The sequence below is a fragment of the Streptomyces sp. BBFR2 genome (genome assembly GCF_044497305.1).
GTDB lineage: Bacteria > Actinomycetota > Actinomycetes > Streptomycetales > Streptomycetaceae > Streptomyces.
This window is the reverse complement of the sequence record NZ_CP172415.1, coordinates 6,611,489-6,633,264: the sequence shown is the minus strand read 5'-3', so window position 1 is coordinate 6,633,264 and position 21,776 is coordinate 6,611,489. Positions and strand designations below refer to the sequence as shown.

Below are 21,776 nucleotides of genomic sequence, written 5' to 3'. Positions count from 1 at the left end.
CAGGTCAACCGGGTCCTCGTCTACCTGAGGTCGAAGGGGGCCGGGTGGAACCGCTCCCAGATCCGATGAGAGGCCGCTTCCGGATAAGGCGAGGTCTTCGACTCGATGTCCAGGACGCGGGTCAACTGGCGCGCGGGACCGTGGGCGGGCCACCCGGGGTCGCCGGTCGTGGCGAAGCGGACCCATCCCCGCCGCAGTTCCCGGGAGACCGCCGAGACCTCCGGCGGCGGCCGGTCGCCGAAGAAGTGCCGCCCGGCGGGACTGTCCAACGTGCCGAACGCCAGGGGAACATCGAGGCTGTGGCAGGCGCCCAGGACTCCGCCGGACGCCGGAGCCGCCAGTTGCAGCTCGAAGAGAAACGACGTGCCGCCAGCCGCTCGATTCGCCTGGGCGAGCTGCAGTGAGGGCATCCGGAAGAGAGCATCGGAGTACACCAGCTCAAGAAGTTCTTCAGGGGTGGCCTGTGGGAAGGCGTCGCGGTAGGCGCCGGCGCCGCCCGGTGCCGGGGCGAACAGCTCCAGGGCCGTGTCGGCCTCGTCCTCGGTGAAGGTGCCCAGACGCCCCATCATGACGCTGAACAGCCGGAATTCATCGCGGGTGTGGCCGACGAGGAGTTCGGTTCCGCCCGTACGGCCGCCGGCCAAGGCGCTCCAGGGCGATTCGGTGAGCACCACACCGTCGAGGACCGGGCACACGGCGACACCGAGCTTCGAAAGCCGCCCCCACCTCTCGCGACGGCCGGGAAGTTCGGCGCCGAGGGCGGTGAGCGCACCGGCCAGGCGCAAGGGGTCCGTGCCGGACAGGGCTTCGGCGTCAGGTACCGAACCAACCCGTCCCGCGAGCACGGCGGCGACTTCTTCCGCCAGCGCGCGGGTACTCAGCGATCCCGGCACCGAGTGCACGATGGCCCGGTGGAACAACCCGCGCGCCCGCTCCATCGTCAGCAGGGCCGCGATCGACCCCGCCCCGGCGGACTGTCCCGCCACCGTGACCCGGTCCGGATCTCCGCCGAAAGCGGCGATGTTGCGCTGCACCCATTCCAGAGCCGCGATCTGGTCGAGAAACCCACGATTGGCCGGGGCGCCCTCGACAAGGGCGAACCCTTCGGCTGCCACCCGGTAGTTGACGCTCACCACGACCAGGCCCGCGCCGGTCAGGGCCGCGGGGTCGTACATCGGATCGCTGGAGGCCCCCGCGATGTAGGCGCCACCGTGGATCCACACCAGCACGGGCAGCCCGGCCGCACCCAGAGCCGGGCTGCTGACGTTGAGCGTGAGCCAGTCGTTCCCGACCGAACTCTCGGCCGTCGGTCCCGCCTGCGGAACCACGGGGCCGAACTCGGTCGCCCGCCTCGTCCCGCCCCACCCCTCGACCGGGACAGGTGCCTGGAAGCGCAGCGGTCCGACCGGCGGCTGCGCATAGGGGATGCCACGGAACACCGCGTGCTCTCCCCGCCGACGCCCTTCGACGAAGCCCTCCGCGGTCCGCGCTACGGGTTGTCCGGACATACCACGCCCTTCCTCCGTGAACGGGCTCCCAGTTTTTACCTGTCAACTGTAATATGTCAACCGTATGAAAAAGGGAGGCCAACGATGCCCAAGCAGGTGGATCATCGCGAACGCCGCGAGACGATCGCCCGAGCGCTGTGGCGCGTAGCGGAACAACGCGGCATCGCGCACACCAGCGTCCGCGAAGTGGCCCAGGAAGCGGGCATCTCCCACGGCGCGGTGCAGCACTACTTCGCCAACCGGGAAGAGATGCTGGCCTTCGCCATGGAATTCGCGTCCGAACAGACATCACTGCGCGTCGCCGAAAGCGTCAGGGAACTGGGCGACCCGCCACACCCCCGTGACATCCTCCGAGTGATGCTGGCGGAGATGCTCCCTCTCCACCCCGACGCACGCGCGACGAGCCGGATGAGCGCCGCCTACGTCCTGGAGGCACTCCATGACGCGAACGTCCACACCCGCGCACGCGAGGGATTGACTCACGGCCGTGACCTCATCGAGCGGATCGTCCGTCAGGCGATCGCCGATGGCCACATCACCCCCGACCGCGATCCGGCGGCAGAGACCAACCTGCTCCTGGCACTCACCGGCTTGACCCCGCTCATCGAACTGGGCGTGATCGAGCCCCGAGAAGCCCTGACCGCCGTCGACCACCACCTCAACCGGCTGTTCACCGAAGAGACCTGACCGTGCGCAATCACCGGCAGTCACGCGCCGGTACGGACGCCCCAAGAACGCCGGCCACGGCCGGCCACCTTCACACGCCCGCGGGCTCGAAGCTCCGACAGCGCGTCGGGGAGCTCCCGCGTGCCAGCGATGTACCGCCACGCCGCCGGCTCCAGGGGCGGGACGAAGGCGGTGCCGCCGGACGCGAGCCGGAGAACGCGCGGCCCTGCGGCGGGGAGCGGGCCGCACCCGTCCGCGGCGGGCGTGGATCGCGTCGCGCGGGCGCCCGGCGGACCGGCGGCCCCGTCCCGGACACACCCCGGGCCCGTACCCCCCACACGGCGGTACGGGCCCGAAGGCACGGCGTCGGTCAGCCGGCGAGCAGGGAGACCGCTTCGCTCTCGCCGAAGGTGAGGCGGCAGGTGTCGGCGCGGTAGGTGGAGACCGCCACGGCGGCGGGGCGGCCGCCGGAGACGTAGCGGGTCGTCACGACGAGGACGGGGGCGCCGGGCAGGCGGTCGAGTGCCTTGGCGTCCTCGGCGCTGGCGGAACCCAGTTCGACGGTGCGGTCCTGGCCTTCCAGCTCGTGGACGGCGAGGGCGTCCAGCACCGCGCGGGCCCGGGCCGGGGCGCTGACCGCGGCGATCTCGTCGCAGCCGGGGACCAGCGCCGCGGGGACGTACAGCAGCTCGGCGGCGACGGGGCGGCCGGCGGTGACGCGGTTGCGGCGGACGATGTGCACGGGCGCGCCCGGCTCGGTCTCCAGGAGGCGGGCGACGGACGCCGGGGCGGTGTCGGTGGTGGCGGCGTCGACGGGCTCCCAGTCGTCCCCGGCGGCGCCGGGCCAGGTGTGGCGGGCCGGGTCGACGGCGACGCCGACGCGCGGCGGGGCGACGGTGGTGCCCACCCCGCGGCGGCGCTGGAGGCGGCCCTCCAGCTCCAGCTGTTCCAGCGCCTGGCGCAGCGTGGCGCGGGCGACGCCGAAACGGGCCGCCAGCTCCCGCTCGTTGGGGAGGATCTCGCCGACGGAGAACTCCGAGTCCAGCGCCTCGCTGAGTACGGTCTTGAGGTGCCAGTACTTCGGCTCCGGCACCGTTTCGAGCTGCGTGGTCCCCACCCTGTCCTCCGCCTCGGCCGTGCCCCGAAGGGCCGCGCTCCGCTCCCGTTGTCCATTGGGCGGACCGGTTATGAGCGCTTCTTTATTAAAGGTTGTTGCAGTATCGCCGACGATAGGCCCGGCCCCACCCTTGGTCAAGACCAATGAGCCAGGAGTGGGGGGATCGCCGGGCGGGACGCCAGGGACCTGCCACGGGCGCCCCTGGCCGTGTAGCGGAGCCGTCAAGGACGCGGCGGGCGGCTGGTCTTCGGTGCGGCGGCTTGCCACGATGGCCCGGTCGCGGGGTGCGGCGGTCGGCCGGAGTTCACCGGGAGTTGGCCGGCCGGGCATCGCGGCGCGGTACGAACGGGACGTCACGGTACGTGTGCGACTTCATGGAGGTACATCTGATGGCACCGGGATCCGGCGGCGGGTTCGGACGGCGGTCGCTGCTGCGCGGCGCCGCGGTGGGCTCCGCCGCGCTGGCGCTGCCCGCCCTGTCCTGCGCCGCGCCCGCGCAGGCCCGCAGCGGACGGCCGGTGGCCCGGTGGGGCACCCAGGTCGGCGATGTGACGGCGACGTCGGGGCTGGTGTGGGTGCGCTCCGACCGCCCGGCCCGGATGATCGTCGAGACGGCGGCGACCGAAGCCTTCCGTAACGCCCGGACCTGGACCGGTCCGGTGACCGGCGCCGGGACGGACTTCACCGGCGTCACCGCGGTGCACGGGCTGCCGCCCGGTGAGCAGATCCACTACCGGGTGCGGCTCGCCGACCCGGACGACCCGCGCCGCTCCGGCGAGCCGCTGACCGGTACGTTCCGGACCGCTCCGGCGCACCGCCGCGACGGGGTGCGCTTCCTGTGGTCGGGCGATCTGGCCGGACAGGGCTGGGGCATCAACCCCGACCGGGGCGGCTACCGGATCTACGAGGACATGCGCCGCCGCGACCCGGACTTCTTCCTGTGCAGCGGCGACAACATCTACGCCGACAATCCGATCGAGGCGCGGGTCACGCTGCCCGACGGCCGGATCTGGCGGAACGTGACGACCGAGGAGAAGGCGAAGGTCGCCGAGACGACCGACGAGTTCCGCGGCGCGTTCCGCTACAACCTCCAGGACCACAATCTGCGGGCGTTCAACGCCCAGGTGCCGACGATCACGCAGTGGGACGACCACGAGGTGCACAACAACTGGTACCCGGGGCAGTTGCTGGACGACGACCGGTACACGGTCAAGGACGCCGACGTGCTGGCGGCGCGGTCGCTGCGGGCGTTCGGCGAGTACTTCCCGATCCGTACGCTGCGGCCCGGACGTGAGGGGCGGGTGTACCGCGTGGTGCGGCACGGTCCGCTGCTGGACGTGTTCGTGCTGGACATGCGCCGCTACCGCGACGCCAACTCGCCGGGGCGGCAGACCGACGACCCGCAGGGCATCCTCGGCGCGGAGCAGTTGCGCTGGCTCAAGCGGGAGCTGTCGCGTTCGCGGGCGGTGTGGAAGGTCATCGCGTCGGACATGCCGCTGGGGCTGGTCGTGCCGGACGGCAAGGAGAACTTCGAGGCGGTGGCGCAGGGGGATCCGGGTGCGCCGCTGGGGCGGGAGCTGCAACTCGCCGAGCTGCTGCGGCACATCAAGCACCGGCGGATCACCGGCACGGTGTGGCTGACCACCGATGTGCACTACACCTCGGCGCAGCACTACGCGCCCGAGCGGGCGGCGTTCAAGGACTTCGAGCCGTTCTGGGAGTTCGTGTCGGGGCCGCTGCACGCGGGCGGTTTCCCGGCGGTGAAGCTGGACGGCACATTCGGGCCCCGGCAGGCGTTCGTCCGGGCGCCGGACCGTGCCAACACCTCGCCCGCGGAGTCGCCGCAGTACTTCGGCGAGATCGACATCGACGGCGGCAGCGGTGAGCTGACGGTGCGGCTGCGGCGGGACAGCGGGCCGGGTGACGGCCGGGAGGGCGACGAGGTGCTCTTCAGCAAGGTGCTGCAACCCGGGCGAGTGGGGCAGTAGCCGAAGCATGCCGCGAAACAGGAGCTTGCACCTCTTGCACCCCTTACCGGTTTTTACCCGTCGGACACAAGACGTTGGCGACCAGGCAACACCGGTCGGCGAGGCTGGCGGCATGACCGACACCACTTCCGATCTCTCCACCCGGCGGGGCCACCGGCGCCGGAACGCCGTCGCCCTCGCGGCGCCGTACGCGGCCGTCGCGGGCGCGGCCGGCGCCGCGGGTTCCCTGGTCCACGGCCCGGCGGGGCCGGCGCTGCTCGGCGTCGCCGGGCTCGCCGCCGCCGCTTGGCCCGCCGTGACCGGGCTGCGGACGCGGTGGTCACACCGGCACGATCCGGCGCCACCGCCGTCCGATACCGGCGCCGCGGCACCGGCCGCCGCCGCGGGTGCTCCGGCGCCCGCGGCGCGGACGGCGCTGTGGCGGATGCGTACCACCGTGCAGGACGCCCCGGGCAGCCTGGCCGCGCTCTGCACGGCGCTGGCCGCGCACGGCGTGGACATCCTCAGCCTCCAGACCCACCCGCTGTCGGCGGGTACGGCGGACGAGTTCCTGCTGCGTGCGCCGGGCGCGCTCACCCCGGAGGAGCTGACCTCCGCGGTGGCCGGTGCGGGCGGCCGGCACACCTGGCTGGAGCGGGCCGACGCGCACGATCTGGTGGACGCGCCGGCCCGGATGCTGGGCCTGGCCACCCGTACGGCGCTGGACTCCGCGGAACTTCCGCTGGCGCTGCGGCAGTTGCTGGGCCGGTGCACGATCCGTTCGGTGCCGGCGCGGCCGGCGCACGGGCGGCCCGCAGAACCGCCGCCCGCCGAGGGTGTGCTGGAGGATCACGTCATGAAGTTCCGGGACCCGTCGGGGGGTTCCCTGATCATCGAAAGGCCGCAGTTGCCGTTCACGCCCACGGAGTTCGCGCGGGTGCACGCGCTGGTCGAGCTGGATCGCCGGCTGGGGCAGCGGGTGCCGCCGCGCCGGGACGTGCTGACCCTGCCCGAGGGGAACGCTCTGACGGTCCGCCGGGCCGGGCCGGAGGATCTGGCGGCGGCGGTGGCGATGCACCGGCGCTGCTCACCGGAGACGCTGGCCCGCCGGTACCACGGTCCGGTCGGTGACGCCGACGCCTATCTGCGGCATCTGCTCGGTCCGCACCACGGCCGCACCCTCGCGGTGGAGACCGCGTCGGGCCGTCTGGTGGCGCTCGGGCATCTGCTGTGGGACGGCGAGGAGACCGAGGTGGCGCTGCTGGTCGAGGACGTCTGGCAGAGCCGGGGCATCGGCGCGGACCTGCTGCGCCGGCTGGTGGCGATGGCCGGTGAGGACGGCTGCGGGAGCGTCTACGCGATCACGCAGGCGTCCAACACCGGGATGGTGGCGGCGATGCGGAGCCTGGGCCTGCCGCTCGACTACCAGATCGAGGAGGGCACCCTGGTGATCACCACCCGTCCGGAGCGCGGGCCCGCCCCGTACCCCGTCCGTCCGGCGACCGCCTCCGGCGAGTCCCCGGGCCCGGTCTGACCGGTCGGCCTCACACCACCCCCACCGCGGGCCCCTTCAGGCGCCGCAGGAGGAGCCCGCCGAGGGCCAAGAGCGCGATCAGCGGCAGCAGGGCGGTCCGCAGCGAGGTGACGTCGGCGAGGGCCCCGATCAGCGGGGCTCTACCACGCGCTGCGGCTGCTGGCCGAGGAGGTGCCGGTGACGGCGGTGGCGCACCGCTGCGGCTGGGCCTCCGCCAGCGCGTTCATCGATGTCTTCCGCCGCGCGTTCGGCCACACGCCGGGGAGTCACCACGGCCTGTCCTGATGCGCCGTCAGGGGCCGGGCGCGCCCGTCCGCAGGCCGTCCATGACGAGGTCCAGCAGCCGGGCGGCGCGGCCCTGCCAGTCGCTGCGGGGGTCGAGCTGCCAGAGTCCGGCGATGGCGAGGAGGAAGTCGTCGGGGGTGACGCCGGGGCGGATGGTTCCGGCGCGGGTGTTGGCGTCGAGGAGGAGCGTCACGGCGGCGGTCACCGGAGCGCGGCCGACGCCGACGAGGCTGCCGGGCGCGCTGGCCCGGCGGAGCGCCTCGGCGAGCCCCGCCTTCGTCAGGGCGTGCCGGGCGAGGCGGTCGAGCCAGACGCGGAGTGCCACGTCGGGGGCGTGGGCGCGCAGGAGCGGGGCGGCGAGGGCGGCGACCCGGTCGACCTCGTGGCGGTAGACCTCCAGGACCAGGCACTCCCGGCTGGGGAAGTTGCGGTAGAAGGTGGCCTGGCCGACGCCGGCCCGCCGGGCGATGGCGCTGAGCGGGGCACCGGCGTCGGCCGTGAGTTCGGTGAGCGCGGCGTCGAGGATGCGCGCGCGGTTGCGCAGGGCGTCGGCGCGCCGGGAAGGTTCCCGGCGCGGACCGGGTTGGGGTTCCTCGTGCACCCGTCCTCCTCCGGAAGCGGCCGGCGGCGCTTGCTGCGCGCACGGCCGTCCACTAGGTTTCCCCGATGTGGACAACTGTCCGCTCGGTCCACCGTAGCGGCTGACGGGTGTGGTGGGGAGAGGCGGGTCCGCCGGTGCGGGCGCTGTTTTCCGCCGCCCCGGCCCGCCTCCTCCGCCCGTGCCGACGCCGCTCCCGCGGTGCGACCCCCTCCCGCGCTCCCGCCGTTCACCGATGCACCGTCCGGCGGGGCGGGAGAACCCGACCTCCGGTCGACCACGCCGTCCACCGGGCCGTCCGGCCCGGATGCGGCCGCGCCTGACTCCTGCGAAAGAAGGCTGACCCATGCCCCCATCGACGTCCCCGGCGTCGTCGGCGCCGTCACCGTCGTCCCCGTCCAGTGACATCACCCTGCGCGTCAACGGAGAGGCGCACACGCTCCCCGTCGACCACCGCACCACGCTGCTCGACGCGTTGCGCGAGCGGCTCGATCTGACGGGCACCAAGAAGGGCTGCGACCACGGCCAGTGCGGTGCCTGCACGGTGCTGGTGGACGGGCGGCGGTCGCTGGCGTGTCTGCAGTTCGCGGTGGCCACCGAAGGCCGGGAGGTCACCACCATCGAGGGGGTGGCCGACGGCGATCGACTGCACCCCGTGCAGCAGGCGTTCCTCGACCTCGACGGCTATCAATGCGGCTACTGCACGCCGGGGCAGATCTGTTCGGCGCTCGGTGTGATCGAGGAGCACGCGGCGGGCTGGCCCAGCGCGGTCACCGCCGACGTCCGCCCGGAGGCCGCTCCGGTGCCGCTGGACGCCGAGGAGATCCGGGAGCGGATGAGCGGCAATCTCTGCCGCTGCGGTGCGTACGCCTCCATCGTCGAGGCGGTGGCCCGGGCCGCCGCCGAGGGTGCCGGCTCCCCGTGCGGCGGGGGCTGCGGGACGGAGGTGACGGCGTGAGGGAGTTCGCCTACGAGCGGGCGGCCGATGTGGCCGGTGCGGTGGCGCTGCTGGCGTCCGGACCCGAAGTGCGGGCCCTGGGCGGCGGCACCAACCTCGTCGATCTGATGAAGGCCGGGGTCGAACGGCCGCGGCTGCTGGTCGACGTACGGGAGTTGCCGCTCGACCGGATCGAGGAGGGGGACGGCGGCGGGCTGCGGATCGGCGCGACCGTCACCAACAGCGAGCTGGCCGCCCACCCTGAGGTGCGGCGGCGGTACCCGGCGCTGGCGCAGGCGGTGCTGGCCGGCGCTTCGGGGCAGTTGCGGAACATGGCGACGGTCGGCGGGAACCTCCTCCAGCGGACCCGCTGCGGCTACTTCACCGACACCACCAAGGCGTGCAACCGGCGCTCCCCGGGCAGCGGTTGCCCGGCCGTCGCGGGCGAGCACCGCAACGGCGCGATCCTGGGCGCCTCGGAGCACTGCGTGGCCGTGCATCCGTCGGACATGGGCGTGGCGCTGGCCGCCTTCGACGCGGTGGTGGAGTACGAGACGGCGGACGGTCCGGGGGCGTTGCCGCTGGACGCGCTGTACCCGGCGGTGGGCGACGCCCCGCACCGGGAGACGGCGCTGCCGGACGGCGCGCTGATCACCGGCCTGACGCTGCCGCCCGCGCCGGTGGCGGCGCACTCGCGCTACCGCAAGGTGCGCGAACGGGCCTCGTACGCCTTCGCGATCGGCTCCCTGGCGGCGGCGCTCGACGTCCGTGACGGGGTGGTGCGCGATGTGCGGTTGGCGTTCGGCGCGGTCGCCTCGCGGCCCTGGCGGGCGCGGCGGGCCGAGGAGGCGCTGCTCGGCGAGGTGGCCGGGGCGGAGGCGTTCGCCGCCGCGGCGGACGCGGAGCTGGCGGCGGCGCGGGCGCTGCCGGACAACGGATACAAGCTGACGTTGATGCGCAACCTCGTCGTGGCCGTCCTCGGCGAGCTGACCGAGGAGGCGGGCCGATGACGGTCGCGACGGGCACCGCGGCGGGCAGCCGCGCGGCGGGCGGTGCGGTGGGCACCGCGCACACCCGGCTGGAGGGCCGGGCGAAGGTCACCGGGGCGGCGCGGTACGCCGGAGAGGTGCCGTTCGCGGAGCTGGCCCACGGGCAGTTGGTGGTCTCCACCGTCGCGCGCGGCCGGGTCACGGCGGTGGAGACCGACGCGGCGCTGGCGCTTCCCGGGGTCCTGGCGGTGCTGCACCACGGCAACGCGCCGCGGCTGAACGGCGCGTACTCCGGTATGGGCGGGGCGCCCGACCCGCTGCTCCAGCTCTTCCAGGACGAGCGGGTGCGGCACGTGGGATGGCCGGTGGCGCTGGTCGTCGCCGAGACGCCGGAGCAGGCGCGGGAGGCCGCCGACACGCTGGTGGTGCGGTACGCCGCGGACCCGCACGACGTGGCGTTCTCCGAGGCGCATCCGGCCGCGTACGGCACCGGTGCGGAGACCGGCGGGGCGGCGGGGACCGAGGAGGCGCTCGCCGCGTCCGCGGTCGTCGTGGACGCGCGTTACACCACCCCGGAGGAGCACCACCACCCGATGGAGCCCCATGCGGCGATGGCCCGCTGGGACGGCGGGCGGCTGGAGGTGGTGGACTCCAACCAGGGCAGTTCCTTCGTCGCGAGCGAGCTGGCGCAGTTGTTCTCGCTCGACCCGGAGTCGGTACGGGTGCGGTCGGAGCATGTCGGCGGCGCGTTCGGCGCGAAGGGGACGCGGCCGCCGGTGGTGCTCGCCGCGATGGCCGCGACGGCACTGCACCGACCGGTACGGGTGACCCTGACGCGCCGTCAGCTCTTCTCGCTGGTGGGGTACCGCAGCCCGACCGTGCAGCGGGTGCGGCTGGGCGCGGACGCCGACGGGCGGCTGCGGGCCCTGGACCACCAGGCGTACTCCGCGACGTCGTCGTTCCGCGAGTTCATCGAGCGCAGCTCCGGCTTCGGCCGGGTGATGTACGGGCCGGACGCCTACCGGTCGGAGAACCACGTCGTACCGCTGGACGTGCCGACGCCCGGGTTCATGCGGGCGCCGGGTGAGGCGCCGGGGTCGTTCGCCCTGGAGTGCGCGGTCGACGAGCTGGCCGAGAAGTGCGGTATCGACCCGATCGCGTTGCGCGCGCGGAACGAACCCGAGGTGGGGGTGGTCTCCGGGCTGCCGTTCAGCAGCCGCAATCTGCTGGCCTGCTTCGAGGAGGGCGCCCGTCGGTTCGGCTGGGCGGAACGCGATCCGCGTCCGGGGGTGCGCCGTGAGGGGCGCTGGCTGCTGGGCACCGGGACGGCCGCGGCGCGGTTCCCTTCGGGGGTCGCGCCGTCGACCGCGGCGGTGACGGCGGAGGCGGACGGGACCTTCACCGTCCGGATCACCGCGGCGGACGTCGGGACGGGGGCGCGCACCGCGCTGGCCCTGGTCGCGGCGGACGCGCTGGAGGTGGCGCCGGAGCGGATCGACATCCGGATCGCGGACAGCGACTTCGGTCCGGCGATGCTGGCCGGTGGCTCGATGGGGACCCGCTCCTGGGCGTGGGCGATCATCGAGGCGGTGGCGGCGCTGCGCGAGAAGCTGGCGCTGGGCGGCACCGTCCCGCCGCAGGGCCTCACCGCGCGGGCGGACACCGGCGCGTCGGTCGGTGCGCTGTCGCGGAAGGAGCGGCACTCCTTCGGGGCGCAGTTCGCCGAGGTGGCGGTCGATACCGCCACCGGCGAGGTGCGGGTGCGGCGGATGCTGGGGATGTTCGCCGCCGGGAAGATCGTCAATCCGCTGACGGCGCGCAGTCAGTTCCTCGGCGGGATGATCTGGGGGCTGTCGATGGCGCTGCACGAGGAGGCGGCGCGGGACGGGGAGACCGGCGGGCACGTCGGCGCGGACCTCGCCGGCTACCACATCGCGGCGCATGCCGACATCCCGTCACTGGAGGCCGGTTGGGTCGACGACGTGGACGAGGACGATCCGGTCGGCATCAAGGGCATCGGGGAGATCGGCATCGTCGGCTCCGCCGCGGCCATCGCCAACGCGGTCTGGCACGCCACCGGTGTCCGCCACCGTGATCTGCCGATCCGCCCGGACCGGGTACTGGCGGCGGGGGCGGCGGAGCGGCCGTCGGGCTCCTGAGCCGTGCCGCCCGCGCGTCGGGCCCCGGGCCGGTGTGCCCGGGGCCCGGCGCCGTCCCCGAGCCGGGGCGTACGGTGCCGGGTCCGGTCGCCGGTGACCGGGCCCGGCGCGGCCCCTGAGCAGGGGTGCCGGGCCACGGGCCCTCACCCCCGCCCGGCGGCTTCCCGGGCGGCGCTCTCCAGCCGGGCCCGGTACTCCGTCCACCACGCGCGGTCCTCCGACGGCAGGTTGGTGTTGCCGACGCGCATCCCGGCGGCGCCGTCGATCAGTTCGCGGACGATGTCCGCGTGGCCGGCGTGCCGGTGGGTCTCGGCGGTCATGTGGAGCAGTACCTGATGCAACGTCACCTCGCGGTGCTCCTGCGGCCACCACGGCACCTGGCCGGTGGCGTCGAGCGGGAGCGCCGCGACGGTCGCGTCGGCGTGCCGCCACGCCCGGCGGTACAGCTCCACGATCTGCTCGCGCGTCTCCTCGGCGGTGGCCCACATGTCGGCGTTGGGACCGGCGCCGTCCGCGAGCCAGGGCACCGGCTCGCCGGACGGGCGGCCGAACGCGTCGCCGAAATAGCCCAGTTCCACACTGGCGAGATGCTTGACCAGGCCCAGCAGATTGGTGCCGGTGGGCGTCAGGGGGCGGCGGATGTCGTACTCATCGAGCCCGTCGAGCTTCCAGAGCAGGGCATCGCGGGCGGCCTGCAGATAGCGCAGGAGGTCGGCTTTCGGCTTCGTCTCGTCCATGCCGGGAAGCATGCCACCCGCCACTGACAACGGCCCCGGACCGGGCCCGCGGCCGTCCGGGGCCGGGGCGTTCAGGAGGCCCGGCAGACGCAGAACGGCTGGCCGGACGGGTCGAGGAGGACGGTCCAGCGTCCCTCGCCCGGCTGGTGGCCGGGGCGGGTGGCGCCGAGGGCCAGCAGGCGTTCCTCGGCCGCGGCGGGGTCCTCGAAGGCGAGGTCGAGGTGGAAGGGGAGTTCCTCCCGCGGCCACTCGGGGGCGCGGAAGGTGCGGGCCGTGCAGAACACCAGGGTCCGCACGCCGTCGCTGATGAGGTGCGCGGCCGGGTTGCCGTCCTCGTCGTGGAAGGTGTGGCGGCTCTCCCAGCCGAGGGCCGCGGCGTAGAAGCCCGCGAGGGCCGCGCCGTCGGGGGCCCAGATCCCGGAGCCCAGCAAGGTGCCGGTGGGGCTCGCCGGGGCGGTGGTGGCGGGGGTCTGCGTCATGGGTGCGGTCCTTCGGGAGGCGCGGTGGTGCCCGGGCCGCCGGTGGCGGTGTCCCGGGCGCCCGGACGCCTCCACGATGTCTGCCGTTGCGGCCAGTTCCTGTCCGCGACGGCGGTACGGGGAGGGCCGGCCTGCGGCGTATCAGGGGCGGGCGGCCCCGCTCCGTGCCGTCGGCCCGGCGCCGCGCCCGCCCGGCGGCGTCGCGCACCGTGATCCGCGGTCAGCTCGGCCCGTACCGCCGCCCCGTACCGCACGGCCCCGCTCCGCCCTCCGGCGGCCGTCCGCTACGCGATTCCGCCGTCCCGCAGGCGGCGGTTGTCGAGGACGGCGACGGCGCGGCGGACGCGGGTGGTCTCCGCCTCGTCGACGGTGGCGGTGACGGTGGCGGGCTCCGCGCCGAGGCGGGCGCGGACGGTGCCGTCGGGGGCGACGAGGAGGCTGTGCCCGACGCCGGTCGGTGCCTTGGTGGGCCGCTCGGGGTCGGCCGCCGGGTCCGGGGCGCACTGGCCGACGGCGGCGAGCCAGACGGTGGCGTCCAGGGCGCGGGCGCGGACCAGGAGTTCCCACTGGTCGCGTTTGCCGGGGCCGGCGCCCCAGGAGGCGGGGAGCACGCTGACGGTGGCGCCGGCGTCCGCGTGGGCCCGGAACAGTTCGGGGAAGCGCAGGTCGTAGCAGGTGGCGAGGCCGATACGGACACCGTCGACGTCGAGGGTCACGACCCGGTCCCCGGCGGCGACGGTGTCGGACTCGCGGAAGCCGAAGGCGTCGTAGAGGTGGATCTTGTCGTAGGAGGCCTCCGTCCCGGGGCCGGTCGCCAGGAGGGTGTTGGCGACCCGTCCGCCGGGGGCGGGGGTGAACATCCCGGCGACGACGGTGATGCCGGCGGCCCGCGCGGCGGCGCGGACGCCGTCCGCCCACGGGCCGTCGAGCGGTTCGGCGACCGGGCCGAGCGGGACACCGAACCGGCACATGGCCGCCTCGGGCAGGACCGCGAGCCGGGCACCGTCGTCGGCGGCGCGGCGGACGTGCTCGGTGAGCAGGGCGAGGTTCTGCCGCGGGTCGGCCGTCGAGGTCAGTTGGCAAAGGGCGATACGCATGGGGCTCCGTTTCCTGGTGTCGGGTGCGGCGCGTCCGGGGCGCGCGGGGTGTGCCCGTAGCAGCATGGTGCCCCGCCCGGACGGACGGCGGCAGCGGGATCCCGGCCGAAAGGCCGGGGCGCTGCCCTGCCGCGCAGGTCAGGGGGCCGCCGCGGCCGCCCGGGGCCCGGCCGCGTACCGGATGTCCCGTACGCGGCCCGCCATCGGGGCGCGGCGCCGTCCGCCACCGCCGCTCCCGCCGCCCGGATCCGGCAGGAGCGGCCCGGCCGTCCTCTCGCCGGGCCCCGGGGCCGCAGGCCGGTGACGCCGGGGCGCGCCGCCCGGAGCGGTACGCCGGGGGTTTCGACGGCGTCGCCCCGGCCGCTCCCTCCTCAGGTCCACCGCACGACACCGCTGACTTCAGCGGCCCGGAGCGAACGGGCCCGGCCGCACCGCACCGCCCGCGCGGGGCCCTCCCCGGCGGAGCGTCCGGCCGCGCCGTCACTCCCCCATGCGCGCCGCGATCTCCTCCACGCAGCCGCGCAGCCGCGGCAGATGGTCGCGGAGTTCGTCCGCCGAGGTCAGGGCGGTGACGGCGCCGAGGGAGATCGCCAGGCGCGGGGGGCCCGAGCGGGACGGGACCGCCATGGCGATCGAGCGGACGCCGACCTCGCTCTCCTCGTCGACCTCGGCCCAGCCCCGGGCGCGTACCCGGGCCAGTTCCTCGCGGACCGCCCGGGGGTCGGTCATCGTACGGGCGGTGACCGCGGGCAGCGGCGCGGACAGCAGGGTGTCGATGGCGGTGGCGGGTCGGCCGGAGACCAGGGCCTTGCCGAGCGAGGTGGCGTGCCAGGCGTTGCGGGTGCCTTCGGCGCTGCGGAGCTGGAGGTGCTGGGTGCCCTGGACGGCGAGGACCAGCAGGACGGCGCCGTCGTGGAGGATGCCGGCGATGGCGGGCAGTCCGGTGGCGGCGGCGAGGGCGCGCATGGGGGCGGCGGCCTCGGAGTACCCGGCCGGTGAGCGGTGGAAGCCGCGGGAGAGTTCCAGGACGCGGACGCCCGGGGCGTAGCGGCGGGCGCGTTCGTCGTAGGAGGCGAAGCGTTCGGTGACCAGGCGGCCCAGGATGCGGTGGGCGCTGCTGACGGGGAGGGCCGCCAGCCGGGCCGCGGCGCTGACGCCGAGACCTTCGGGGTGGTCGGCGAGGACGGACAGCAGGCGCAGCCCCCGGCTGAGCTGGTCGTCGCCGGATGTCGTGGTCATGGTGGGTCTCTCCTGTGTGCCGCGCCGGTGGCCCGGCCGTTCGCGGTGTCAGCCGGCCTTCGCGGGTGCCGGCTGCCCGGTCACCGTACCCAAGGGGTCCGTGGTGGGGCGGGGTTCGCGCACCGTGAGGGTCAGTGCGGCGGAGAGCAGCGCGCCGACGGCCATCAGGGCGAAGGCGCCCGCGTCGCCGAGCGGGGTGCCGCGCACCCAGCCGACCAGGTAGGTACCGGCGAACGAGCCGAGCGCGCCGAAGGAGTTGACCATCGCGACGGCCGCGCCGGAGATCCCGGCCGGGGCGAGCGAGGAGACCAGCGCGAAGAACGGTCCGTAGGGCGCGTAGAGGCAGGCGGCGGCGACCACCAGCAGGGCGAAGGCGAGGGGGAAGCGGTCGCCCGCCGCGTAGGAGCCGAAGAGGGCGAGGCCGCCGGTGGCGAGCCAGGGCCAGACGGCGGTGCGGCGGCGGCCGCTGCGGTCCGAGAGGCGGGAGTTGACAAGCATCGCGACGACGGCGAAGGCGTACGGGACGGCGGTGAGCAGGCCGGTGGCGCCGATGCCCTCGCCGGTGCCGCGCTTGACGATCGAGGGCAGCCAGAAGATGAAGCCGTACATGCCGAACGACCAGCAGAAGTACTGCGCGGACATCAGCAGTACGGGGCGCGAGCGCAGCACGGCGCGGTAGGAGCGGGCCAGGTCGCGGGTGGCGGCGGGGGCGGCCGGGGCGGTGGTGGGGTCGGCGCGCAGCTCGGTGAGTTCGGCGGCGGGGAGCCAGCCGGCGTCCTCGGGGCGGTCCTTGATCAGACGGAGGCAGAGCAGGCCCCAGAGCACCGAGGGGATGCCCTCGACGATGAACATCACGCGCCAGTCGGAGACGGAGATCAGCCAGCCGGAGAGGGCGGACAGCCACATCACGGTGACGGGGTTGCCGAGGATCAGCAGGGTGTTGGCGCGCCCGCGTTCGGCGTGGGTGAACCAGCGGCCCAGCAGCATGACCATCGACGGCAGGACGGCGCCCTCGACGACGCCGAGCGCGAAGCGGACACCGATGAGCTGCGCCGGATCGCTCAGCAGGCCCTGGACGACGGCGAGCAGCCCCCACACCACCGTCGACCAGGCGACGAGGCGGCGGGCGCTGCGCTGCTCGGCGTAGATGGTGCCGGGGATCTGGAAGACGAAGTAGCCGAGGAAGAAGGAGGCCGCGATCAGCGAGTCGAGGCCCGCCGAGAGGTGCAGTTCCTGCGCCATGCCGCCCGCCGAGGCGAGGGAGTAGTTCGACTTGTCCAGGTAGGCGAGCGAGTACGTGAGGAAGGCGACGGGCATCAGGTGCCGGGCGCGGCTGGAGGCCCACAGGGAGCGTGCGGGCTTCAGGGACGGTGACGGCGTTGTCATCGTTGACCCCCCGTTTTCCGTGAGATGGAAAGTGTTTCACTAGGCGGGAAGAACTTACGAGGAGGCGGACGTTCCGGTCAACGGTTCGCCGCCTCCCGTTCACCGCCTTCACCCGCCGTCGAGGAGACGCACGATGACCGACGTCCTGATCCCCTGGCCGCAGCTCGACGCCCGCCACGGCCCCTGGCCCGACGGCACCCGCGTCCATGTGTGGGACGGCCGCACCCCCGTCGAGGAGCTGTCCGCCGGCGCGCTGGCCGCGGTGAGCCTGTGGGTCATGCCGTACGCCGTCGCGGGCGCGGACCGGCTGCTGGAGCGGCTGCCGCGGCTGCGCGCCGTGCAGTCGCTGAGCGCGGGCGTCGAGAAGCTCCAGCCGCTGCTGCCGGACGGCGTGGCGCTGTACAACGGCCGCGGACTGCACGACGCGTCCACCGCCGAGCACGCTCTCGGCCTGATCCTCGCCGCCCAGCGCGAGCTGCCGCGCTGGGTCGCCGATCAGACCACGGGCCGCTGGGCGCCGCACTTCACCCGCTCGCTCGCGGACAGCCGGGTCGCGATCGTCGGGTACGGGTCGATCGGCGAGGCGCTGGAGCGGCGGCTGCTCGCCTGCGAGGCGGAGGTCGTCAAGGTCGCCCGGCGGGCCCGGCCCGAGAGCGGCGTGCACGCCGTCGAGGAACTGCCCGCGCTGCTGCCGGACGTCGACATCGCGGTGCTCACACTGCCCGAAACCCCGGCCACCACCGGGCTGTTCGGGGCCCGGGAGCTGGCCGCGCTGCCGGACGGCGCGCTCGTCGTCAACGTCGGACGCGGCCGCACCCTGGACACCGCGGCGCTGCTCGCGGAGACGACCGCCGGCCGGTTGCGCGCCGCCCTCGACGTCACCGACCCCGAACCGCTGCCCGGCGATCACCCGCTGCGCGACGCGCCCGGCGTCCTGCTGACCCCGCACATCGGCGGCGGCGCGGCGTCGTTCCGCCCGCGCGCCGAGCGCCTGATCGTGGAACAGGTCCGCCGGTGGGCGGCGGGCGAGGAGCTGCTGAACCCGGTGCCCGCGCGGGGGTGACCGGGAGCTGGCGACGGGGCCGGCGCGTCCGCCCCACCCGTCCCGAGCGGGGCGGACGGGGCGGGGCTCCGGGGCGCGTACGGCTTCCGTGGCCCCCGGTGACGTACGGCTCCCCGGTGACACGTACGGCTTTCCGCGAACCCGGTGACGTACGACTGCCGGGAGCGCGCGGGCGGCTGCCGTTCCGGCGGGCGCCGGTCCCGTCAGGCGGTCACCGGTCCCGTCAGGCGGTCACCGGGTCGCCCGGCGGGACCGCCGTGGCCGCCGCGCTCAGTGCGTCGAGGACCGGGCGGAAGAGCGGGTGGTCCTCGGCGCCGTGGCGGACGGCGGCGAAGACCCGGCGGGTCGCCGCCACCCCGTCGACCGGCCGCACCGCGACCTGCGTGAGATCGGTGTCGCGCAGCGCCGAGCGCGGCACCAGCGCCACCCCGGCCCCCGCACCGGCGAGCGTGACCACGGCCCGGAAGTCGTCGGACGAATGCGCCAGCTCGGGCCGGAACCCGGCGTATTCGCAGGCCAGGACCATCACGTCATGGCAGGGGTTGCCCGGGTACGGGCCGATCCACGGGTCCTCGGCGAGCGCCGCCACCGGCACCGCGGGGGCGTGCGCGAGCCGGTGATCGCGGGGCAGCACCGCGTCGAACGGCTCGGCGTACAGCGGGACGCGCACCAGCCGCCGGTCACCGGCGCTCGGCGCGCCCCGGTACTCGACGGCCACGGCGATATCGGCGCGGCCGTCGAGCACCATCGGCAGACTCTCGTCGCCCTCCGCGTCCCGCACCCGGACGACGATGCCGGGCGCGGCGGCGCGCAGCGTGGTGATGGCCGGGGCCACCACCACGCCGATGCCGGTGGCGAACGCGGCGACGGTGACCTCGCCCGCCGCCCCGCTGGTGTACGCCGCGACCTCCGCCTCGGCGCGCTCCAGCTCCGCGAGGACCGCCCCGGCGTGCCGCAGCAGGATCGCGCCGACCGGGGTCAGGCGCGCCCCGCGGTGGTCGCGGGCGAGGACCTTGTGGCCGGTTTCCTGCTCCAGCGCCGCGATCTGCTGGGAGACGGCGGAGGGCGTCAGGTGCAGCGCCGCGGCCGCCGCGGTCACCGTCCGGTGGTCGGCCACCGCCTGGAGGGTGCGCAGCCGTCGTGCGTCGATCACGCCGCCGATTCTGCCAGCCGGCTCACTCCGCCTCGGTGGCCAGGGCCTTCCGTGCGGCGACGAAGGCGTCCACGGCGCGGTGCACGTCCTCGGTCGAGTGCGCGGCGGAGAGCTGGACGCGGATCCGGGCGGCGCCGTGCGGCACCACCGGGTACGAGAAGCCGATGACGTAGACGCCGCGCTCCAGGAGGAGTTCGGCCATCCGCGCCGCCTCGGCCGCGTCGCCGATCATGACGGGGGCGATGGGGTGGTCGCCCGGCAGCAGGTCGAAGCCCTCCTCGGTCATCCGGGAGCGGAACAGCGCGGTGTTCGCGGCGAGCTTGTCGCGCAGGTCACCGGCGGACTCCAGCAGGTCGAGGACCTTCAGCGAGGCGGCGGCGATCACCGGGGCCAGGCTGTTGGAGAAGAGGTACGGCCGGGAGCGCTGGCGCAGCAGGGCGACGATCTCGGCGCGGGCGGCGACATAGCCGCCGGAGGCGCCGCCGAGGGCCTTGCCGAGGGTGCCGGTGAGGATGTCGACACGGTCCATCACGCCGTGCAGCTCCGGGGTGCCGCGCCCGCCCGCTCCGACGAAGCCGACCGCGTGCGAGTCGTCGACCATGACCATCGCGTCGTGGCGCTCGGCGAGATCACAGATCTCCCGCAGCGGCGCGACATGGCCGTCCATGGAGAAGACGCCGTCGGTGACGACGAGCCGGCGGCGGGCGCCCGCGGCCTCCTTGAGCTGCGTCTCCAGGTCGGCGAGGTCGCGGTTGGCGTAGCGGAAGCGGCGGGCCTTGGACAGGCGGATGCCGTCGATGATGGAGGCGTGGTTGAGGGCGTCGGAGATGACCGCGTCCTCCGGGCCGAGGAGGGTCTCGAAGACGCCGCCGTTGGCGTCGAAGCAGGAGGAGTAGAGGATCGTGTCCTCCTGGCCGAGGAAGGCCGAAAGGCGCGCCTCCAGCTCCTTGTGGACCTCCTGCGTGCCGCAGATGAAGCGGACGGAGGCCATGCCGTAGCCCCAGCGGTCCAGGGCGTCGCGGGCGGCGGCGATCACCTCGGGGTGGTCGGCGAGGCCGAGGTAGTTGTTGGCGCAGAAGTTGAGCACGTCGCCGGGGCGGCCCCCCGCGGTGACCTGCACGCTCGCGGACTGCGGGGTGGAGATGACGCGCTCGGGCTTGTGCAGTCCGGCGCTGCGGATCTCGTCGAGGTCGGCGCGCAGGTCGTCGCGTACGGAGTCGAACATGTCCTGTCCTTCGGGGTCGGGTGCCGGGGCAGAGGGACGGGGCGCGGGACGCGCCCGGCGGGAGAGCGGGAGAACGGGTGGTCAGACGGTCCAGTCGAGGATGACCTTGCCGCCGCGGCCGCTCGCCGCGTCGGCGAAGGCCGCCTCGTGGTCGCGGTGGCCGTAGCGGCCCGTGATCACCGGCGCGAGGTCGAGCCCGCCTTCGAGCAGCACCGACATCGCGTACCAGGTCTCGAACATCTCGCGGCCGTAGATGCCCTTGAGGGTGATCATCGAGGTGACGATGCGGGCCCAGTCGACGGGGAACTCGTCGGCGGGCAGACCGAGCATGGCGATGCGGCCGCCGTGGGTCATGTTGGCGATCATGTCGCGCAGCGCCTCGGGGCGGCCGGACATCTCCAGGCCGATGTCGAAGCCCTCGCGCAGCCCGATCTCCCGCTGGCCGTCGGCGATCGTCGCGTCCGCGACGTTCAGCGCGAGACCGACGCCGATCTTGCGGGCCAGCTCCAGGCGCTCCTCGCTGACATCGGTGATCACGACGTTGCGGGCCCCGGCGTGCCGGGCGACGGCCGCCGCCATCAGTCCGATCGGCCCGGCGCCGGTGATCAGCACGTCCTCGCCGACCAGCGGGAACGACAGGGCGGTGTGCACGGCGTTGCCGAACGGGTCGAAGATCGCGGCCACGTCGAGGTCGACGGGGACGCGGTGCACCCACACGTTGGAGGCGGGCAGCGCGACGTACTCGGCGAACGCGCCGTCGCGTCCGACGCCGAGCCCGACGGTGGCGCGGCACAGGTGGCGGCGCCCGGCCAGACAGTTGCGGCACCTGCCGCACACCAGGTGGCCCTCGCCGCTGACCCGGTCGCCGATCGCGATCTCGGTGACGTCCCGGCCGATCTCCACGACCTCGCCGACGAACTCGTGGCCGACGGTCAGCGGGGCGGCCACGGCCTGCTGCGCCCAGCCGTCCCAGTCGCGGATGTGCAGATCGGTGCCGCAGATCCCGGTGCGCAACACCTTGATCAGCACATCGCCGGGCCCGACGGCCGGCTCCGGGACGTCCCGCAGCCACAACCCGGGCTCGGCCTTCTCCTTGACCAGCGCTTTCACCGAGGCGTCTCCTGTGCCGACGACGGGCCCGGCGCCTCGCGGCGGAGCGCGTCCGGGCAGGAAAAACCGGCACACGGCGAGGGACGCGGGAACCCGCGGCCGCCGTGGCCGGACGCCTCACAATCTGCCGTCCGGCGGGCGCCGCGTCCATCGATCATTTCTTAAGCCGGGCAACAGAAGCGCTTCATCCGCCGCTCCCGGCACGCGGCTCCCGCCTCAGCGCGGCCATTCCGGCGCGGGGTCCTCGCCGAGGAGCGGACGCGGCGCGCCCAGCGGCGCGCCGACGCACACGTCACGGAGTTCGGTACGGGCGCAGGTCTCCCCGGTGAGGCGGTCCACGCGGAGCACCTGGACGAAGACGAGCCGGCTCTTCGGCGCGCCGGAGGCGGCCGCCCGCCGGCCCTCGGCGCACGGCAGCACGGCAACACGGCGAGCAACCGCTCGCGCAGCGCGTCGAGTTCGCCGCCGGTACGGCCGGGGCCCGGCGCCGTCCCGCGCCGCCGGATCAGGACCGTCCGCTCAGGCCC

19 protein-coding genes and 1 pseudogene are annotated in these 21,776 nt (G+C 74.7%); 8 read left to right on the top strand and 12 right to left on the bottom strand.

Annotated features, from left to right (window positions below; all coding sequences use genetic code 11):
- Nucleotides 1–20 precede the first annotated feature (20 nt).
- Nucleotides 21–1,508 (bottom strand): carboxylesterase/lipase family protein, encoded by a 1,488-nt coding sequence (locus ACGH2B_RS27350; protein ID WP_399095363.1) that lies wholly within the window; start codon nucleotides 1,506–1,508, stop codon nucleotides 21–23.
- Nucleotides 1,509–1,592: 84 nt separating this feature from the next.
- Between ACGH2B_RS27350 and ACGH2B_RS27345 the strand changes: the two genes are divergently transcribed.
- Nucleotides 1,593–2,195 carry a TetR/AcrR family transcriptional regulator gene (locus tag ACGH2B_RS27345; RefSeq protein WP_399095361.1) on the top strand — a complete coding sequence of 201 codons (603 nt, stop codon included), beginning with the start codon at nucleotides 1,593–1,595 and terminating at the stop codon, nucleotides 2,193–2,195.
- A gap of 349 nt (nucleotides 2,196–2,544) precedes the next feature.
- Here ACGH2B_RS27345 and ACGH2B_RS27340 read toward each other — a convergent pair whose 3' ends face one another.
- On the bottom strand, nucleotides 2,545–3,291 hold the full coding sequence (locus ACGH2B_RS27340) for a GntR family transcriptional regulator (protein ID WP_399095358.1): 747 nt from the start codon (nucleotides 3,289–3,291) through the stop codon (nucleotides 2,545–2,547).
- A 389-nt stretch (nucleotides 3,292–3,680) separates the two neighbouring features.
- Here ACGH2B_RS27340 and ACGH2B_RS27335 point away from each other — a divergent pair, with 389 nt between their 5' ends.
- From ACGH2B_RS27335 to ACGH2B_RS27325, 3 genes and pseudogenes are all read left to right on the top strand, one after another.
- The gene (locus ACGH2B_RS27335; RefSeq protein WP_399095355.1) at nucleotides 3,681–5,279 is read left to right on the top strand and encodes an alkaline phosphatase D family protein; all 1,599 of its coding nucleotides are present in this window, start codon (nucleotides 3,681–3,683) and stop codon (nucleotides 5,277–5,279) included.
- A gap of 112 nt (nucleotides 5,280–5,391) precedes the next feature.
- Nucleotides 5,392–6,792: a GNAT family N-acetyltransferase gene (locus ACGH2B_RS27330; RefSeq protein WP_399095353.1), complete on the top strand. Its 1,401-nt coding sequence runs from the start codon at nucleotides 5,392–5,394 to the stop codon at nucleotides 6,790–6,792.
- Nucleotides 6,793–6,930: 138 nt separating this feature from the next.
- Nucleotides 6,931–7,077, top strand: a pseudogene (locus tag ACGH2B_RS27325) (helix-turn-helix domain-containing protein); the annotation flags it as partial.
- A gap of 7 nt (nucleotides 7,078–7,084) precedes the next feature.
- Here ACGH2B_RS27325 and ACGH2B_RS27320 read toward each other — a convergent pair.
- Nucleotides 7,085–7,678, bottom strand: a complete 594-nt coding sequence (locus tag ACGH2B_RS27320; protein WP_399095351.1) for a TetR/AcrR family transcriptional regulator — start codon at nucleotides 7,676–7,678, stop codon at nucleotides 7,085–7,087.
- A gap of 343 nt (nucleotides 7,679–8,021) precedes the next feature.
- Between ACGH2B_RS27320 and ACGH2B_RS27315 the strand changes: the two genes are divergently transcribed.
- From ACGH2B_RS27315 to ACGH2B_RS27305, 3 genes are read left to right on the top strand one after another with little or no spacing between them, the layout of a single operon-like run.
- Nucleotides 8,022–8,633, top strand: coding sequence for a 2Fe-2S iron-sulfur cluster-binding protein (locus ACGH2B_RS27315; RefSeq protein WP_399095348.1), 612 nt, complete (start codon nucleotides 8,022–8,024; stop codon nucleotides 8,631–8,633).
- Nucleotides 8,630–9,622, top strand: a complete 993-nt coding sequence (locus ACGH2B_RS27310) for an FAD binding domain-containing protein (RefSeq protein WP_399095345.1) — start codon at nucleotides 8,630–8,632, stop codon at nucleotides 9,620–9,622. Before ACGH2B_RS27315 ends, ACGH2B_RS27310 begins: the two co-directional genes overlap by 4 nt.
- Nucleotides 9,619–11,760 carry a xanthine dehydrogenase family protein molybdopterin-binding subunit gene (locus tag ACGH2B_RS27305; protein WP_399095342.1) on the top strand — a complete coding sequence of 714 codons (2,142 nt, stop codon included), beginning with the start codon at nucleotides 9,619–9,621 and terminating at the stop codon, nucleotides 11,758–11,760. The genes ACGH2B_RS27310 and ACGH2B_RS27305 overlap by 4 nt, the downstream gene beginning before the upstream one ends.
- 143 nt (nucleotides 11,761–11,903) lie before the next feature.
- Here ACGH2B_RS27305 and ACGH2B_RS27300 read toward each other — a convergent pair whose 3' ends face one another.
- The 5 genes from ACGH2B_RS27300 to ACGH2B_RS27280 form a co-directional block, all read right to left on the bottom strand.
- Complete coding sequence (locus tag ACGH2B_RS27300; protein ID WP_399095339.1) at nucleotides 11,904–12,497, bottom strand: DinB family protein; 594 nt, start codon at nucleotides 12,495–12,497, stop codon at nucleotides 11,904–11,906.
- 71 nt (nucleotides 12,498–12,568) lie between these two features.
- Complete coding sequence (locus ACGH2B_RS27295; RefSeq protein WP_399095336.1) at nucleotides 12,569–12,976, bottom strand: VOC family protein; 408 nt, start codon at nucleotides 12,974–12,976, stop codon at nucleotides 12,569–12,571.
- Nucleotides 12,977–13,260: 284 nt separating this feature from the next.
- Complete coding sequence (locus ACGH2B_RS27290) at nucleotides 13,261–14,073, bottom strand: carbon-nitrogen hydrolase family protein (RefSeq protein ID WP_399095333.1); 813 nt, start codon at nucleotides 14,071–14,073, stop codon at nucleotides 13,261–13,263.
- Between the two features lie 480 nt (nucleotides 14,074–14,553).
- Nucleotides 14,554–15,312: an IclR family transcriptional regulator gene (locus ACGH2B_RS27285; protein WP_399095330.1), complete on the bottom strand. Its 759-nt coding sequence runs from the start codon at nucleotides 15,310–15,312 to the stop codon at nucleotides 14,554–14,556.
- A gap of 48 nt (nucleotides 15,313–15,360) precedes the next feature.
- The gene (locus ACGH2B_RS27280) at nucleotides 15,361–16,698 is read right to left on the bottom strand and encodes an MFS transporter (RefSeq protein ID WP_399095327.1); all 1,338 of its coding nucleotides are present in this window, start codon (nucleotides 16,696–16,698) and stop codon (nucleotides 15,361–15,363) included.
- Nucleotides 16,699–16,831: 133 nt separating this feature from the next.
- Here ACGH2B_RS27280 and ACGH2B_RS27275 point away from each other — a divergent pair, with 133 nt between their 5' ends.
- On the top strand, nucleotides 16,832–17,761 hold the full coding sequence (locus ACGH2B_RS27275; RefSeq protein ID WP_399095325.1) for a 2-hydroxyacid dehydrogenase: 930 nt from the start codon (nucleotides 16,832–16,834) through the stop codon (nucleotides 17,759–17,761).
- Between the two features lie 223 nt (nucleotides 17,762–17,984).
- Here ACGH2B_RS27275 and ACGH2B_RS27270 read toward each other — a convergent pair whose 3' ends face one another.
- The 4 genes from ACGH2B_RS27270 to ACGH2B_RS27255 all read right to left on the bottom strand — a co-directional run bounded on the left by ACGH2B_RS27270 (nucleotide 17,985) and on the right by ACGH2B_RS27255 (nucleotide 21,669).
- Entirely contained in the window at nucleotides 17,985–18,914 is a 930-nt protein-coding gene (locus ACGH2B_RS27270) for a LysR substrate-binding domain-containing protein (protein WP_399095322.1), read from the bottom strand.
- Nucleotides 18,915–18,936: 22 nt separating this feature from the next.
- Nucleotides 18,937–20,139 (bottom strand): glycine C-acetyltransferase, encoded by a 1,203-nt coding sequence (locus ACGH2B_RS27265; protein WP_399095319.1) that lies wholly within the window; start codon nucleotides 20,137–20,139, stop codon nucleotides 18,937–18,939.
- Nucleotides 20,140–20,220: 81 nt separating this feature from the next.
- On the bottom strand, nucleotides 20,221–21,249 hold the full coding sequence (gene tdh / locus ACGH2B_RS27260) for an L-threonine 3-dehydrogenase (RefSeq protein ID WP_399095317.1): 1,029 nt from the start codon (nucleotides 21,247–21,249) through the stop codon (nucleotides 20,221–20,223).
- A gap of 216 nt (nucleotides 21,250–21,465) precedes the next feature.
- Nucleotides 21,466–21,669: a hypothetical protein gene (locus ACGH2B_RS27255; protein ID WP_399095314.1), complete on the bottom strand. Its 204-nt coding sequence runs from the start codon at nucleotides 21,667–21,669 to the stop codon at nucleotides 21,466–21,468.
- Nucleotides 21,670–21,776: the final 107 nt, after the last annotated feature.

Bases quoted from the DNA above. Each gene is read 5' to 3' on its own strand.
- ACGH2B_RS27290 (WP_399095333.1), bottom strand. From the start codon at position 14,073: ATGCGTATCGCCCTTTGCCAACTGACCTCGACGGCCGACCCGCGGCAG.
- ACGH2B_RS27350 (WP_399095363.1), bottom strand. From the start codon at position 1,508: ATGTCCGGACAACCCGTAGCGCGGACCGCGGAGGGCTTCGTCGAAGGG.
- ACGH2B_RS27295 (WP_399095336.1), bottom strand. From the start codon at position 12,976: ATGACGCAGACCCCCGCCACCACCGCCCCGGCGAGCCCCACCGGCACC.
- ACGH2B_RS27265 (WP_399095319.1), bottom strand. From the start codon at position 20,139: ATGTTCGACTCCGTACGCGACGACCTGCGCGCCGACCTCGACGAGATC.
- ACGH2B_RS27275 (WP_399095325.1), top strand. From the start codon at position 16,832: ATGACCGACGTCCTGATCCCCTGGCCGCAGCTCGACGCCCGCCACGGC.
- ACGH2B_RS27335 (WP_399095355.1), top strand. From the start codon at position 3,681: ATGGCACCGGGATCCGGCGGCGGGTTCGGACGGCGGTCGCTGCTGCGC.
- ACGH2B_RS27315 (WP_399095348.1), top strand. From the start codon at position 8,022: ATGCCCCCATCGACGTCCCCGGCGTCGTCGGCGCCGTCACCGTCGTCC.
- ACGH2B_RS27345 (WP_399095361.1), top strand. From the start codon at position 1,593: ATGCCCAAGCAGGTGGATCATCGCGAACGCCGCGAGACGATCGCCCGA.
- ACGH2B_RS27280 (WP_399095327.1), bottom strand. From the start codon at position 16,698: ATGACAACGCCGTCACCGTCCCTGAAGCCCGCACGCTCCCTGTGGGCC.
- ACGH2B_RS27300 (WP_399095339.1), bottom strand. From the start codon at position 12,497: ATGGACGAGACGAAGCCGAAAGCCGACCTCCTGCGCTATCTGCAGGCC.
- ACGH2B_RS27305 (WP_399095342.1), top strand. From the start codon at position 9,619: ATGACGGTCGCGACGGGCACCGCGGCGGGCAGCCGCGCGGCGGGCGGT.
- ACGH2B_RS27330 (WP_399095353.1), top strand. From the start codon at position 5,392: ATGACCGACACCACTTCCGATCTCTCCACCCGGCGGGGCCACCGGCGC.
- ACGH2B_RS27285 (WP_399095330.1), bottom strand. From the start codon at position 15,312: ATGACCACGACATCCGGCGACGACCAGCTCAGCCGGGGGCTGCGCCTG.